Source organism: Sinomicrobium soli (assembly GCF_003285545.1).
In the GTDB taxonomy this organism is placed as follows: domain Bacteria; phylum Bacteroidota; class Bacteroidia; order Flavobacteriales; family Flavobacteriaceae; genus Sinomicrobium.
The window spans coordinates 338,060-353,913 of the sequence record NZ_QLNV01000005.1 but is presented as its reverse complement, the minus strand read 5'-3'; the positions used below and the strand labels follow the sequence as shown (position 1 = coordinate 353,913).

Sequence of the window (15,854 nt, the reverse complement as noted above, 5' to 3'; positions counted from 1 at the left end):
CAAAGCATGCAGATAATTATGACTGGCATCAAAACCATGACGCCTCAGGTAGGACTTATCCGGATGGAAACGGATGATCTTCGCCCTATAGCCTGCCTCCTCATGGATAATTACCAAGCGATCGAAAACAGTAGAAAGCATGGATACATCCGGTTTCTCCCCAACACTATCACCGGGAATGTTAAACAGGGATACTCTGCGACGCGAATAGCCGATGGGCACCTCTGTTCTCATCACTCCATCAATGGTAGAAGTCACCGCCTTATTCCATACACTGTACATCTTTACCGGGCTGTCATTGATCTGTGAAGACGATAAAGAACGCATAGTACCTGAACGGTTTTGGCGTTCCGAAGCTGTAAAACCAGCCTCTACCGCTTTTTTTAAGGTTGTCTTGTAATAACGACGTGCGGCCCTGGTCTCTGGAGATAATCTCTCAGATACACCGGTGCCTGAGAGATCATCTGTATACTGCTCACAAGACCACACAGACAGCAACAGTACTATTAGACAAAAAAGTACTCTTTGGGTGGTTTTCATAATTGGGTTGGTTTTAATTTATAAGTTACGACACGTTCATTACTCCCTTCGGGACAAAAAACTTTCGGACAGAAAATCTCTTTGCTGTAAAAACGACTCCATATCGTTCAGGGCTTTGAGATAGAATACGCCTCTGGGCCGGTTTTCATAAAACCATCCGTGACCGGCGCCCTTATACAGAATGAGTTCGGCATGTCCTCCTTCCTGCCGGATATTTTCACAAAATTCCCGAGCCGTTTTCACGGGAACAAGCTTATCTTTGGTACCCAATATCACCAGGGCATCAGCCATACCTTTCTTCTTCTGGTGGTAGGGAGAAAAGCGGGTGTAGCGTGTCCCGATACGTCCGTACCCGTAGCCATCGGGACCATTGTCCACCACAGGATAGATGAGCACCAGGGCAGCCGCCCGGGTACTGACGGACAGATCGTCTCCGGGATCGTTAAAGTCCTCTACCAGTTCGCAGGCCGCCGCGAGATGCCCGCCGGCAGAACTTCCGGAAAGCACCATCCGATCAGGATCTATACGATAGCGGGAGGCGTTAGATTTTATATAGCGCACCGCCGATTTGGCATCTTGCAATGCCGTAAACGGATCGGTACCGTCCTTTTCCTTGAGGCGATACTCCACGAGAGCGCAAACCATTCCCTTATCGGCAAAATACCGGGCATAGGCGTCAAACTGTTTTATCGTCCCGCGGATCCAGCCTCCCCCGTGGAAAAAGACCAGTACCGGCCAGTCCATACGCTTTTCCCATCCGTCAGGGTAGACAAAGGAGATATTCAGATCGCGTTGATCCGTTTTTTTATAAGTATCTGTTTGACTGTAGCGTTGTGCATTCAGAGCATTAATATATAGAAGCAGCATCGCTGTTATAAACATCCCGGATCTCATTGCCTTTCTGGTGTTAAAAGAATTTTCTCTCGTGCAGGAACTTTTCCATCTCATCCCGGGTCGCCCGAAAGTACTTGCCGTTCTCGCGGTTTATATTAAAAAACCCATGTCCCTGATCCTGGTATAACACCAGCTCACAATGTGCTCCCGATCTTCTGACATCATCGCGGAAGTCTTCCATGGTCTTCACCGGGATAAGCTTGTCTTTGGTCCCCAGCATAATCAGCACATCGGCCATCCCCTTCTTGTCCTGGTGAAAAGGCGAAAACTTTTTGTAGCGTTCTCCCAGTCTTTCGTATCCGTAACCGTCAGGGCCGTTGTCCAATACCGGATTAAAGAGTACCAATGCGGCGACACGGGTGCCTACCGACAGATCGTCTCCGGGGTCATTAAAATCCCTGACCAATTCTACCGCAGCCGCGAGGTGTCCTCCTGCAGACCCCCCGGAGGCCACTATCCTGTCCGGGTCAAAACGGTGTTCGGCAGCATGGGCCTTCAGGTACCTAATGGCTGATTTGGCATCCATCAGGGAGGCGATGGGATCGGTTCCATCTGTCTTCTTCAAGCGATACTGCACCAGAGCACAGACCATGCCTTTATCCGCAAAGTATTGGGCATAAGGGGCAAACTGCCCTATTGCTCCCGAATTCCAGCCTCCCCCGTGGAAAAAGACCACGAGGGGCCAGTCGGCCCTCTCCTCCCATTTTTCGGGATAGAGGAATGATATGTTCAGCTCCCGCTGTGCCGTTTTCTTGTAGACTTCTACCTGGTCATAGGTATATTTTTGTGCATTCGCTACAGCGCCCGACAGCAAGGCAATGAACAGGAACAGCATCCCTGACATCCCGGTACGAAATACGTTCTTTACGGTGTTTTGTGCTTTCATATGATGATTCTTATCGATAGGTTAAAAATGTCGTTGCCGTACAATGTTTATCCGCGGAAAAGCGGATCCACCTCGCCTGAAAATGATCCGGGAACCTGAATTTCAGTGTCTTGCCCGGAGGGACAGTGATCTTTTTATACGTGATCCACTCTCCGTGACCTATGGGGTTTACCTCCAGCGTAAAAGTGACGTCGGAGCCCTGATCGTGAGAAAGTTCCAGTTCCTTCTCATCATAGAACCCTATCAGATAGGGATCTGACCGTTCTCCTGCCCTTACTGCCGAATCTTTCCAGGGGCCTCCGTGCCCTACAGGTTTTCCCAGCGTCCAGAGGTCGTCTATGGTACCCGCCCACAGCATGGCTTTTCCATCGGAAGAGCGTATGACATGAGGATTCCCTTCCGTACTGTCCGGGTTTAAGCCGCTCATCACCAGAAGGCCCCGGTATGAGGCATAGTCGTGAATGCGGAAATCGTGGGAAGATACGGGGCGTATCTTTGCAAAACCATCTGCATTCTCCGCGGGTAGCTCAAAAAAGGTGCCCATACAGTTAAACAAATCCCGTTCGGTGGCTACCTCACGGCATATCCGCAATGCACCGGTATCCGTCAAAGGTGTATAGGCTTCATTTCCCAATGGCAGGCGCCAGCGCCGCCCGGTATCGTCAACGATCAGCACGGAGGATTCTTCCACTGAAACTACCTGTTCGGGAATGGCAAAATGAGTGCGGATAAACTCCGCTGTCTCCGGGTCATTTCTCTTCTTCAGCTCCATGTTCCCATCCAGTTCATAATATCCCGTTTCAGTAAAGGTATTTCCCTCAAATATTCCTGCCGATATTCCGAGGGCCCGCCGGTTATTCCCCAGTCCGTACAGCAAACCCCCGCTGGAGGTCCCGTCTGTTACTTTGGAAAGCCCCCTGAACATCTCAGGCGATGCTTCCGGAATCTTTTCACCGCTATAGGCAAATTCCAGGCTCAGGGTAGTTGTCTTATCCGCGGTGGCCCGGATCCATTCCCCGGTCTCTGAAGTGTTGAAATCAACATATAAGGACTGCTCCGCAGGAACGGTGACGGTTCGCAGTGGCTCCCATTCATTATTCCCCGCCTTATCCACCTCAAGCAGTACCCGGACCGTTTCCGTTCCTCCGTTGCGAAGCCACGCACAACGCTTGTCCCACCCTGCAAAAAGAAAAGGCTCTGAGGGTTCTCCTGCCTTTACCTCATCATCTACCCAGACAGCGCCTATTGCCGTGGTACTCCCCAGATGGTCAGGTTGGTCCGTTTCGGTAAACCAGAGGTTCGAATTGGATTGACCGGGGCCTTCAATATCGCCTTTTACCTTGCGCTTGTTCAGGAATTCCTTGTGAGCAGAATCGTCACAACCGAATACCAGCAGGTCGTTCCACCGGGTAAAATCGCCGATCACTTTCAGGTAGGCCGACCGGGGTCGTATACCGGCGGTGCGGCCGGCTGAAAAGGTTTCGGGGAAACGCCAGAACATCCCGTGCATGGTCATCAGGTAATCAGGAGCTTCCGATGTGCCTATATTCCTGATCCTCGGCCATTCCGTATTCCAGCCGTGGGCCCCGTCATAGCTGTTGCTCGCCTTGGGCAGACGGTAAAAGGACCATTTTCCAAGGTCTCTTACCCCCACCAGTACCGAGCGGGAATCCCATCCCGTAACCCAGACCGGATCGGTTTCCGGGTTCGGATTACCGTAAATTCCGCCGGGACCGGTGACTTCCACAAACTGATTGCGGCGAACCACCTTCCAGTCTTTTCCGTCCCATTCCGACAAGGCTCCGGAAGTCAGGTTAAAATCCGTCAATGCTTTTTCATCAGCTTCTCCGTTATTGGAATACACCAGTACGCCCTGCCCGGAATACAGGCCCTTGCCATGTGCTCCGGGTAGCAGGGGGTTGGGTTTATTGGCTTCTGTATCGGCCCCGTGACCGTTCAGCACATTCCCATCAGTATACAGCATTTTTGTCTCCAGGGTATTGACATCGACCTCGTAAAAGCCTTCTTCCATAGTAGCGGTATACACCTTGTTTTCAGGATCGGACAAATGCCGTGCCGTACCGGTATAACGTCCGGGGTATTCGGAAAGGGGGATTACGCGTACGTTCCTTTCCGCATCGATCACATAAGGTCCGATAAACAATTGGTTGCTTTCCCTATGGATAAGCCGGTTGGCGGGCGTACCTCCTATACTTTCCTTTCGTGTGACCTGCTGCAGGCCGGGCGTGATCTCATATAACTTGTCTGAAGACCCGTAAGGGAGATGCGGACCGTAGGTAATGACCCATAAACGACCGGCCCAGTTTACCACAGCCCCGGTACCACACTCTCCCTCGTCATTGTAATAGGCCAGGTGGGGATAAATACCGCTGTAACTCGGATATTGCTGTTGTTCAAGAGTAGTCTCCTGCCCGTGACCGAATTGATACAGGGTCAGGAACAGGCATATCAGGGACCTTATCTTTAATGAATTCATCAGTCCATCCACTTTTTCATGTTTGCGTAATAGAGTTCACCTTCTCCCAGTGTAAAAAGCGTGGTTTCCGCGGCACTGACGCTGTTGAGAAACCCTTTGTCCTTTTTCCTGAGCGTTATAAAAGCCTTGAGATCATCTTTAAAAAATTCAGGGCCTCCTTGCATGTACTGTACGTTTTGAAGTACCTGCAAGGTAACAAGATCATTATCGGTTTTCAGCATGGGCCGTAATACGGTAGCCGCTTTTTCTCGTTCCCCCAATCTTTCAAAAGCAATGGCTGCGGCCAGTATCCGGACAGGCGGATAGGAAACGTTCATCTTCTTTAGTATTTTTTGTTTTACTCCCGAAAGGTCAATATCATTCAGGCTCTGAATCCCCATCAGGCTCCAGTATACCACATCTCTTTCCTCACTTTCCAGTCCTTGCAGGATCTCTTCTGCCTTATCCTGTTCCCCGCACAGGGATGCCTGTTCCAGAATATCCTTCAACGGGTAATCTTTCTGTAAACGATAGGTATAGGGCGCCGTGGTACGGGAAATACTATCCATGGTATATTCCGGCAGGAACATCACGTCCCTGATCTCCAGAATATGGCGGTACAGCTTTTTTCTCAGCCCAGAAGTCATCTTACGATAGGCTGGATCCGCAGCGAGGTTGTGCAGTTTCCAGGGATCGCGGTCCATATCGTAAAGGTATTCGTTATCCGTTCGCGGGGCGATCATCTGTTCCTGTACGGCATTGAGGTTTTTGTCCCGGTAATCGCTCCTGATCTGTTTTACGATATCGGATACATCAGCATATTTCTGGTATTCCAGTTCGGGGTACTGCGGCTGGAAGACCTTAGTATACATATAGCGGCCATCCGTAATGCTTCTCGCCAGCTGCGGACTTTCGTCGATCCGGTTACGGGCCGTAAATACATATTTTCGGGGGGCTTTCCTGTATTTACCCATAAATGCCCTTCCGGTCATATACTCCGGGGGCCTGATCCCGGCTATACTCAGCACGGTAGGCGCGAGGTCGTCGAAACAGATCAGTTCATCGGTCTCGGAGCCTATGGGCCAAGGCGATAAATGCCTGTATTTTTCGGGGAACCAGATCCCCATGGGTACTTTGTACCCTATCCCGACCGAACCCGATTTCCCCCTCGGAATGGCCTCTCCGTGGTCGGCATAAAAGAAAATGATCGTCTCCTCCTTCAGACCGTCTTTTTCCAGCCGGTCTATCAGCTTGCCTATTTCCTTATCCGTAAGGGAGATGGAATTATAGACCCTGGAAAAATAGTGCCGCATGGCTTCGCTGTCGTGCAGGTAGGGGGGCATTTCAAAATTGTGCTCCCCGGTGCGTTCCTCTGCAGACAGCCTGTCGTATACCATCTCCCGGTACCATCGGTACGGATTGGTCATGGTGCGCGACTGGTGGCTGTCCATATGGTTGAACACGCTAAAAAAGGGCTGCCCTTCTCCGCGTTTCCACCACCCCGCCTCGTGCGAGGACTCATGCCAGGACTCCCGTATCACTTTTCGGGCATCGGCCACCGAGTAATCGGTTTTTGCATTGTTGGACGTATACCACCCGGCTTCCTTCAGATAAGAGGGAAATCCCTTTATCATATCCGGAAGGGGATATTTACTGCGGTGATTGCCTGTCCCCATGGCCTCGTTGAGCACCCCTGTAATAATGGTAGTCCGCGCCGGAGAACATACCGGGGCATTGGCAAAGGCATGGGTAAACTTCACTCCTTCCCGGCACAGCCGGTCTATATTGGGTGTCCTGGCATCTTTATTGCCATAGCAGCCTATAAAATGGGGAGACGTATCTTCGATGGTCACCCATAATATATTCGGTTGGCCGACGGCTAAAAAGCCATAAAAAAACAGCAAACAAGTAAATAAAGGTTTCATAATCTCTGGTTGTTTAACTCATTTGTGATCTTTGCGTTACAAACGCATCTAACAACAGGTATGCTTTTCCGCTTTGCATGCACTGGTGCTCGTTTGCAACGAGTACACCTCCTTAATACACAGGTGTTATCCTGTACCGGTACTCCTGGGCGGCGTTAGGTATCCGGTATTCCGGTAAGGGCAGGGCGCTTTTGCTCCAGCTGTTGTTCCCACCTACGCCCATTTGGGCCTTGTCGATATTCAGATAGGTATGGGGAGACCTCGTCATTTTAAAGGAATAATCCGCATTTTCCATATCCTCCCTGGTATAATGCGTGGCTCCGAAGCCAATGGGTTCATTTCCCGTAAAACGCACGCCCACACCATCCTCATTGGTTACGGAGACCCATCTCGTATCGGTCTTATACCCGTTTTCCTGCGGACGGCTGTATTCCACCCATTCGTCATCTACTGTCGATTCAAATATCCCTATCTTTTCCGTCTTCCGGTCCGGATAGGTAGAGGCCGGACCTCTTCCGTACCATTCCAGGCGGTCATATCCTGCCGCGAGGACCAGGTAGTTTCCGAAACGGGGCATAAAATCAGGCATATGATCGGCTGCATCCGGGGTATATACCGTGGTTACATCAATAACCCCGGAAGGGTATACCACGTATTTCGTATCATAACCGGCACCGGCCAGGGGCAACCTCGACCGTATGTTGACTTCCACTTTTCCGTTCCTTTCCACATAGTCAAATGCGATATCCCGCCTTATTTCCGTTCCTTTCCACTGCTTCATATCAATGGATCCCGGCACCTTTCTGCCCGTCGAATACAAGCCTGCATCATTATCGGTAGGCACCCTCCAGAAATCCGGGACGGGCCCTTTTTCAATGACCCGGGAATCCCCGATGTAATAGGTGCTTAAAACTCCCGAATTCTTATCAAATCTCACGGTAAAGGAAGCTCCGCGTATAGTGATGTTCTTTCTGTATTCTTCTACAAAGAGCGGCCGGAACGCTTCTTTTTCCTTTTCCGCGTCGATCTTCGGAAGCACAGCTTCCGGAATATTGAGGGGAAACTGTTCTGATGCCAGCTCAAACCCCATCGGGGCATAGAAGGTATCTTTTTTCGTTCTGATGCTGAAATTTACAAAAACTTCACCGGTCTTGATCTGGTCTTCGGGATACGGTACCACAATCTGTCCGCTTTGCCTCGCTTCTATATCGAGTTCGGGTATACTACCGCGTGCTACGGGTTTACCATTCCTGACCACTTCCCACTCCAGGTATACCTTGTCTTTCAGGTTTGAAAAATCGTACCAGTTCCTGACCTCAAAGACTCCTTCCCCGGTATTCACCGGAGTAATATGCACATACCGCTGCCAGTACTTAAAGGCCGACATCCCCGGATGAGGCGTATGATCTGCCGCCAGTACCCCGTTCATACAGAAATTGCCGTAATTGAGGATGTTTGCCGGATGGGTATCTTCCCACCAGCCGCCATAGGCGTAAAAGTAATCCTTTGCCGAGGTCGCGGCATACCGGGCGGGTACAGGTTGTCTGAGCCCCTGATCCATCCAGTCCCACACGAAAGCCCCGAAAAAATTGTTGTCCCCGTAGATCAGCTCCCAGTACTCCTTAAGATTCCCGCTGCTGTTACCCATGGCATGGGCGTACTCACAGAGCAGATAGGGAACCTCGTCGTACTGGTCTATCGTCTTCTCACTGCTTTCGATACCCGAGTACATTCGCGAGATCATGTCCGCATTGGTCACGCCCTTATTTTTGCTGGTCCCTTGGTAGTGAAAGGGACGCGAGGGATCGAAGGCTTTGACCCATTCGTAACACGCCTTTACATTCGGACCGTCACCGCTTTCGTTACCCATCGACCAGATAATGACCGAAGGATGGTTCTTGTCGCGATGGACCATGCGCTGTACACGATCGAGGTAAGACTGTCTCCAGCCCGGGTCATTACTCAGCAGGTTATCGTCGTCATTCCCGAAACCGTGGGTCTCTATATTCCCTTCGTCGATAAGGTAAATACCGTACCGGTCACAAAGCGCATACCATTCCGGATCGTTGGGATAATGGCTGGTACGCACCGCATTGAAGTTGTTCTGTTTCAGGAGTACGATATCCTTTATCATGCTCTTCCGGCTAATGGTATGGCCGGTTTCGGGGTCGTGTTCATGGCGGTTGGCTCCCTTGAGCAATACCTGGCGGTTATTGACGTAAAAGCGCCCGCCGCGGATCTCCACTTTCCGGAAACCTACTTTCTGGGGGATGACCTCCAGAATTCCGTCCTGTGCATCTCTAAGGGTGATGTACAGATCGTACAGGTAGGGGTTCTCGGCATTCCAGTGACGGACTTCCGGGACCTCCTTTTCGGGGAATGCAAATGCCGTATTTCCCTTTTCCTGTTCCAGGGATTGCGAATCATCCGCAATTTTATTTCCCTGTGCATCGTACAGTGCGTAATCGATCTTTACCTCTCCTCCCCGGGAACTGCTTTTTAGCTCTCCTTCGAGCGAAAGCAGTCCGTTCCTGAACTGCTCCCCGAGGGTGGCATGTACCTGGAAATCCCTGATATGGCCTTCCGGGGTGCTCCACAGGTACACCTCCCGGTATATCCCACTCAAACGCCAGAAATCCTGCCCTTCGAGATAAGAAGCATCGCTCCAGCGGTACACTTCCACCGCCAGGGTATTGGTGCCTTTTTTAAGATACTCACCGATCTCAAATTCTGCCGGTGTGCGGCTTCCCTGGCTATACCCTACTTTCTTTCCGTTGATCCACAGGTAAAAAGCGGATTCCACCCCGGCAAAATGCAGGTAGACCTTGCGGTTATCCCAGTTTTCGGGAACGGTAAATTCCCTTTTATACGATCCTACCGGGTTAAAATCTCTCGGAGCCTTTAGTTCGGAGATATCGAAAGGGTAGATAATATTGGCATATACCGGTATCCCGTACCCGTGCATCTGCCAGTTCGACGGAACGGGGATGCTGTCCCAATCTCCACTGTCAAACGTATCTTTATAAAAATCTTCAGGCCGGGAAGCGGGGTTTTCAGACCACTTGAATTTCCAGCGGCCATCCAGGCTTTTATAAAAGGGAGAAGCCTCTTTTTTAAAGGAAGCCGCCGAGGCCCGGTCGGGGTATATCATAAAAGTGGAACGGGGTTTTTCCGTATTGATATGTAATACCTTGTTGTTGTCCCAGTCTTCCTTGTTTTTCTGGGCATACCCCCCGATGGCGATCAAAGAAAACAATACCATCAGTCTGAAAGTGATCCTGTTCATAATAATTACAGCAAAATTAAATAGTTACTGCCCCAAAAATAACCCGTGCCTGCTGCCTGCATACTGAAAAATCATTCAAAAACTCTTGATATAGATTCAAAAAACGAAAACCTGCTTCAAAAGCCGGATAAGGAGACTATCTGTTAAAAAAAAGCGAAGGATTGTTGTCATTCGGGATGATTGTGGTGTTTACTTTTCTGATAACTGCTCGGGGAGACCCCGTATTGCTTTTTAAAACACACCCCGAAATAACTCAGGTCGTTAAACCCGGTCATATAGGCTACTTCGGAAATATGTATACTTTCATCCGCCAGCAATTGTGCTGCACGCCGCAGCCTGACATTTTTGATAAATTCATTCGGAGTCAGGTTCAAGATGCCCTTGATCTTCCGGTAAAACATGGAGTTGCTCATGCCCATTTCCTCACAGAATTTCTTTACGGAAAAATCTACTTCGGACATATGATCTTCCACCACCTGCCGGGCCTTATCGAGAAAATCTTCATCTATTTTAGTGGAGACAATGTTTTCGGGTTCGAGGTATTGTCCGCGGTTAAATTTCTGATAGGCCTTCTCCTTTTTCTCCAATAGCGATTCGATCCTGTAAATAAGAACATTCAGGCTTAGCGGTTTGATAAAATAGGAATCTGCGCCGGCCCCGTATCCCTGTATGCGAGCCTGGTCTTTAGTATTTGCCGTAATGATGATAAAAGGAATATGGCTGGTATTCACATGACTTTTCACTGCCTTACAGAAGTCGGCCCCGTTCATTCCGGGAATACGGAGGTCTGAAACGATCAGGTCTATGTCTTCCCTGTGGGCAATATCCAGGGCCTTTTTACCATCGGTACAGCTGATGACCTGATAAAAACCGCCGAGATGGTTTTCCACCAGCTTCAGGTAATCTTCATTATCTTCCACCAAGAGTATTCTCTTTCCCGAATATTCCACCTCTTCGACTATATCTTTTAATTTTTCCTCTTCGGGAATCCCGATCGCAGCGTCCGCCAAGAGGTTTTCTCCTTCCCGGGAAGCTGAAAAGACCGTCCTTTCCTTACCTATGGGGAGTTCCATTTTAAAGCAGGTTCCTTTATCTACCTCGCTTTCCACTTCTATGCGTCCCTGCTGTATATGTACCATGTGTCGTACCAGGGAAAGCCCGATTCCCAGGCCTTCTTTTCCCTTTTCAAAAGACGGAAGGCGGTAATACCGGTCAAATATCTGTTTGAGCTCTTTTTCGGGTATCCCTTTCCCCGTATCGGACACTTCAACCACAAGGTTCCGGTTGCCGTTATAACCGGCAGTACCGACCCGAAGGGTTACCGTTCCCGGGGAAGCGGTGTATTTAAAGGCGTTGGACAACAAGTTGTTGACACATATTTCCAGTTTATCGGCGTCGGCATACGCTGTAATGTCTTCTTCAACATTCATGTTGAATGTGAGGTCTCGCTCCCTGGCCAGCAGCTTGTAGTTCTCTCCTATATCCGCCATAAGCCTGGAAATGTCGCACCGCTGTACACGGATCTCCATGTTTCCCGTTTCTGCCTTTCTGAAATGCAGCATCTGCTTGATATGACTGTTGAGCTTCTGCACATTGCGTTTCAGTATCTTTTTATCTTCCGAATCCTTTTTTCCCTCCTTGTCGTCCCGGTCGGAAAGGATCATCAAAATGGAAAGCGGCGTCAGGAGCTCGTGGGACAGATTGGTAAAGAACTGCAATTTAAATTGCGTCAGCCGTTCCGATTTCACCCGTTCGATATTTTCTATTTTCAGGGCTTCCTTTGCCTTGGTCTTCCTCAGGTAAAGTATAAATATCAAGGTCATTACACTGAGGAATACCAGGATGTATAACACATACGCCCACCAGGTGAGATAGGGTGCCGTTTCTACATAAACAGGTAATGTTATGGCATTCCGAGACCATTGACCACTGCCGTTCGTGCCTTTTACCTCAAAAGTATAGTTTCCCGGAGGCAGGTTGATATAGGTCGCTGTCCTGTTATTGAACGAAACGTATTTCCAGTCTTCTTCCAGTCCTTTCAGCCTGTAGGCATAATACAGGTTTTCAGGGGCTCTCAGGTCGAGGGAAGTAAACGAGATGGATATGATATTATCGTCATAGGGGATACTGAAAGGCTCGTCCTTCGAAAAGCGCTCCGCACTGAAATATGTCCTGCCGGAATTCTGGAGACGGGTAAAAGTCAGGGCAGGCGGATTGAATTCCTCCTTGATCTCCAGGGGTTGTATATAGTTAAACCCGCGATGGCCGCCAATATACATGCCCCCTTCCGGATCCTTATAAATGGCATCCTTGATAAAAAAATTGGCCTGAAGTCCATTCCGGGTCGTAAACATCTTATGATCGAGCTCGTCAGAAGTTACATTCATATAGATAACCCCCTTATTGGAGGTGACCAACAGATTCCCCCGGTCATCTTCTTCCATGGAGTGTACCGACAGGTTATTGATCCCGCTCAGCAGATGTGTGTTATAGGATTGGGCATTCTTGTCGTATATCTCCAGGCCGTTGTTGGTCCCTACCCATAGTTGTTGTCTGCTGTCTACAAACAAGGCGTTGATCGACTTGTTCTTTTCTACAGGCCTGGATACTTTCTCAAAACAAAGTTCTTCCGCAGGTTCATAAATGCTCGCTGTGGATTTCCAGAGATCTCCGTCGACCGTCGCCAGGTAAAAATACCCACCCCGGTCGATGACAAAATCCGAAAAATCCGATGTTATGGGTTTCAGAGAGTCTGCCTGCAGGGGAGCAAAGGACAGCGCCCGGCAATCTTCGGCATCATCTTCCTGGACGATATGAAAAAGGCCCTTATTCGTAAGGCTCCACAGGTTATTTTTCAGGTCTGTCCTTACCTGGAAGACCTCCTTGAAAAGGGTCTTGCCATCCTTATCCCTGTTTACGGCAAGATAATCCTGCTGGTCTGGATCATACCTGATCAGTCCCTTATATCTCGTGCCAAGCCACAGATAACCGTTTTTATCCCAGGTAAAATTTTTTACGGTATTGATCTCAAGATCTGTTAACGACCGGTATTCGGGAATTTCCGTATACGGAGTAAAAACATGGGTATCCATATCGTAAACACCGAATCCGAGGCTGTATATCCCCAGGAGCAGCCGATCGCCCGGGTCCCTGGTAAAGGCATATACCGACTGGCTTTTCCGGAAAGGGTCTGTAGTCACGATATGATAAAGCGGGAAACGGTCTTTCCTCAGGTCCGCCTTATTTATTCCCCCTCCGTAGGTAGCCAGCCACATCAGCCCCGAACGACTCCTTGTTATACTTTTTACCTCATTGTTGTTCAACCTTTTATTTTCTTCACTGTAGTTATAATTTTTGATGGCATAATCTTGTCCCGCTAATGTTTTTTCGAGTATGCTGATCCCGAAAGGTGTCCCGACCCAGATACGTCCCAGGAGATCTTCGGATATGTCATAAATGATATAACTGGGTAAAACTGATTCTCCCCTGTCGCCATAGATATAATACCAGTTGAGGATTTCCGGGCACTCCGGATTCGTAATGTCCAGCTTATAAAGACCATCGCCCCAGGTACCTACCCATAAATATCCCTCTTCATCTTCATACAGGGCGCTTAAGGTATTATGTTGCCTTTTGAGCGGACCGTGTGTAAAAATTTTAAGTGCCTCAAATTTATCAGCCTTCCGCTGATACCGGAATAATCCGTCGCCCCAGGTAGCGATCCAGACCTCGCCGGAAGCACTGACAAGGATATCCCTTATTCCGTGCATCCATTTACCATCTACGGCATTATAGTGCTTAAAACCTTTTTGTTCAGGGTCATATACAAAGACCCCCTTGGTGCCTCCCATCCATATTTTTCCATAGGTGTCACAGGCAATAATAATCCTGACTCCTGAGATCGTTCGGTTAAATATCTTTTCTCCCTTGAGAATAAGCGCTATGGACGCTGTTTTTTTACAATACGAAAAAACGCCCTGTGACGATGCGATCCACAACACCTTATCAGGCCCTTCGGTCATTCCGAAGTACCTGTTCCTCCCGATCTTATGGTCAGAACTGCCGACTATATGCTCAAAATTCAGCAATTCATACCCGTCGTAACGGAACAGCCCCCCATCGGTACCTATCCATACAAAGCCTTCACTATCCTCGAAGACAAAATTACATTCGTCGGAATCCAGTCCCTGTTCGGAAGTGATATAGGAAAATTCCGGACCTTCTGTTTCTCCCATTTTCCCATTGCGCTTCTGAAAGCCCATGAGCATGCCGCATAGCAGCAACAAAAGCATCCCCCTGGCCAAAAGCCGGGAGTTCATGACTCCTCCGGGAGTGTAATTGCTCATGTCGAATATGGAAATTCCCATGATCACTGTTTTCTTGAATCGTCTTTATTCCAATATCTCACCCGCTGCGTATTCCATCCGTTTTCTCCGGGTATAATTCCAGAAGAGCCCCGAGATCAACAATGTGATACCGCACCCGAGTCCGTAAGACAGGGTATTGTCCAGTTGAAAGCCTTCGGAGGCCAGTAATATGTATGTCGTACATACCATGGTCATAAAAACTGCAGGAATAAAACTGATTATATACCATTTGTTACCCTTGCTCATCAGGTATGCCGTAACCGTCCACAACACGACCATGGCCAGGGTCTGATTGCTCCAGGCAAAATACCTCCAGATGATCCCGAATTCTATCCTACTGAGCACCAAAGCTATAACAAATAACGGAATACTCACCAAAAGTCGCTTTTTCAGCGGTTTCTGGTCATAGTTAAAAATGTCCGCAAAAATGATCCGGGCAGACCGGAATGCGGTATCTCCCGAGGTAATCGGGGCGGCCACCAGGCCTATGAGTGCCAGTATTCCTCCTACTTTTCCCAACATTCCATTGGCGATGGCGTTAGCAGCCCAGGCCGCATTGTTTTCATGATCACTCATGGAGAGATTCAACTCCCTTATTCCCCCGAAAAAGGCCATGGCTGCTGCGGCCCAGATCAGGGCGACCACACCTTCGGTGATCATCGCCCCGAAAAAAACCTTCTTTCCTTCTCTTTCATTCTTCAGGCATCTCGACATTAAAGGCGACTGGGTAGCGTGAAATCCCGAAATGGCCCCGCAGGCAATGGTGACAAACATGATGGGAAACAGCGGGGTTTCCCCAGGATTTGTCGTCATGTTGCGCAACGTATGTGCACTTATTTCCGGAATATGGTATTCTCCTGAAAAAAGCGCTGTCAAAAGTCCCAAAGCCATGACAAGCATGGCCATCCCGAATACGGGATATATTTTACTGATCATCTTGTCAATCGGCAACAAGGTGGAGAGCAGGTAATACACCAGGATGATTAACATCCATACCCCTGCACTCCACCCACTTTCAAACATTTCCGCGATGATCTTCGCGGGGCCTACCAGGAAAACGGTCCCTACAAAAATAAGCAGTACGATGGTAAAGACCCGCATCAGCTGTTTCAGGTGTTTCCCGAGGTACACCCCTACTATTTCACTTATGCTCAGCCCGTTGTGCCGTACCGACAACATCCCGGAAAGGTAGTCGTGTACGCCTCCGGCAAATATACTCCCGAACACGATCCAGATAAAGGCCGACGGGCCGAACATCGCCCCGGAAATAGCTCCGAAAATAGGTCCCAGTCCCGCGATGTTCAGGAATTGTATCAGAAAGACTTTCCATGTCGGCAGCGGTACAAAATCCACATCATCCCGAAGTTTTACCGCAGGGGTCTCCCTGTCGGTCTTTATCCCGAAGACCTTTTCCACAAGCGTTCCGTAAATAAAATAACCGGCAACCAGTACAGCAACCGAAACGAGAAATGATATCATG

At 49.2% G+C, this 15,854-nt stretch carries 8 protein-coding genes; all 8 read right to left on the bottom strand.

Going from position 1 to position 15,854, the window contains the following annotated elements; translation table 11 throughout:
• On the bottom strand, positions 1-327 hold a 327-nt coding region (locus tag DN748_RS18970; RefSeq protein WP_146746584.1), incomplete at its 3' end, for a hypothetical protein.
• A 252-nt stretch (positions 328-579) separates the two neighbouring features.
• Positions 580-1,407 (bottom strand): alpha/beta hydrolase, encoded by an 828-nt coding sequence (locus DN748_RS08870; protein ID WP_161554515.1) that lies wholly within the window; start codon positions 1,405-1,407, stop codon positions 580-582.
• A 40-nt stretch (positions 1,408-1,447) separates the two neighbouring features.
• Positions 1,448-2,320 carry an alpha/beta hydrolase gene (locus DN748_RS08865; protein ID WP_112371414.1) on the bottom strand — a complete coding sequence of 291 codons (873 nt, stop codon included), beginning with the start codon at positions 2,318-2,320 and terminating at the stop codon, positions 1,448-1,450.
• 10 nt (positions 2,321-2,330) lie between these two features.
• The gene (locus tag DN748_RS08860) at positions 2,331-4,817 is read right to left on the bottom strand and encodes a hypothetical protein (protein ID WP_112371413.1); all 2,487 of its coding nucleotides are present in this window, start codon (positions 4,815-4,817) and stop codon (positions 2,331-2,333) included.
• Entirely contained in the window at positions 4,817-6,721 is a 1,905-nt protein-coding gene (locus tag DN748_RS08855) for a sulfatase family protein (RefSeq protein ID WP_112371412.1), read from the bottom strand. The genes DN748_RS08860 and DN748_RS08855 overlap by 1 nt, the downstream gene beginning before the upstream one ends.
• Positions 6,722-6,833: 112 nt before the next feature.
• Positions 6,834-10,007 (bottom strand): beta-galactosidase, LacZ type, encoded by a 3,174-nt coding sequence (gene lacZ, locus DN748_RS08850; protein WP_112371411.1) that lies wholly within the window; start codon positions 10,005-10,007, stop codon positions 6,834-6,836.
• A 167-nt stretch (positions 10,008-10,174) separates the two neighbouring features.
• Complete coding sequence (locus tag DN748_RS08845) at positions 10,175-14,374, bottom strand: hybrid sensor histidine kinase/response regulator transcription factor (RefSeq protein ID WP_112371410.1); 4,200 nt, start codon at positions 14,372-14,374, stop codon at positions 10,175-10,177.
• 24 nt (positions 14,375-14,398) lie between these two features.
• Positions 14,399-15,853: a carbon starvation CstA family protein gene (locus DN748_RS08840; protein WP_112371409.1), complete on the bottom strand. Its 1,455-nt coding sequence runs from the start codon at positions 15,851-15,853 to the stop codon at positions 14,399-14,401.
• Between the last annotated feature and the right edge of the window lies 1 nt (position 15,854).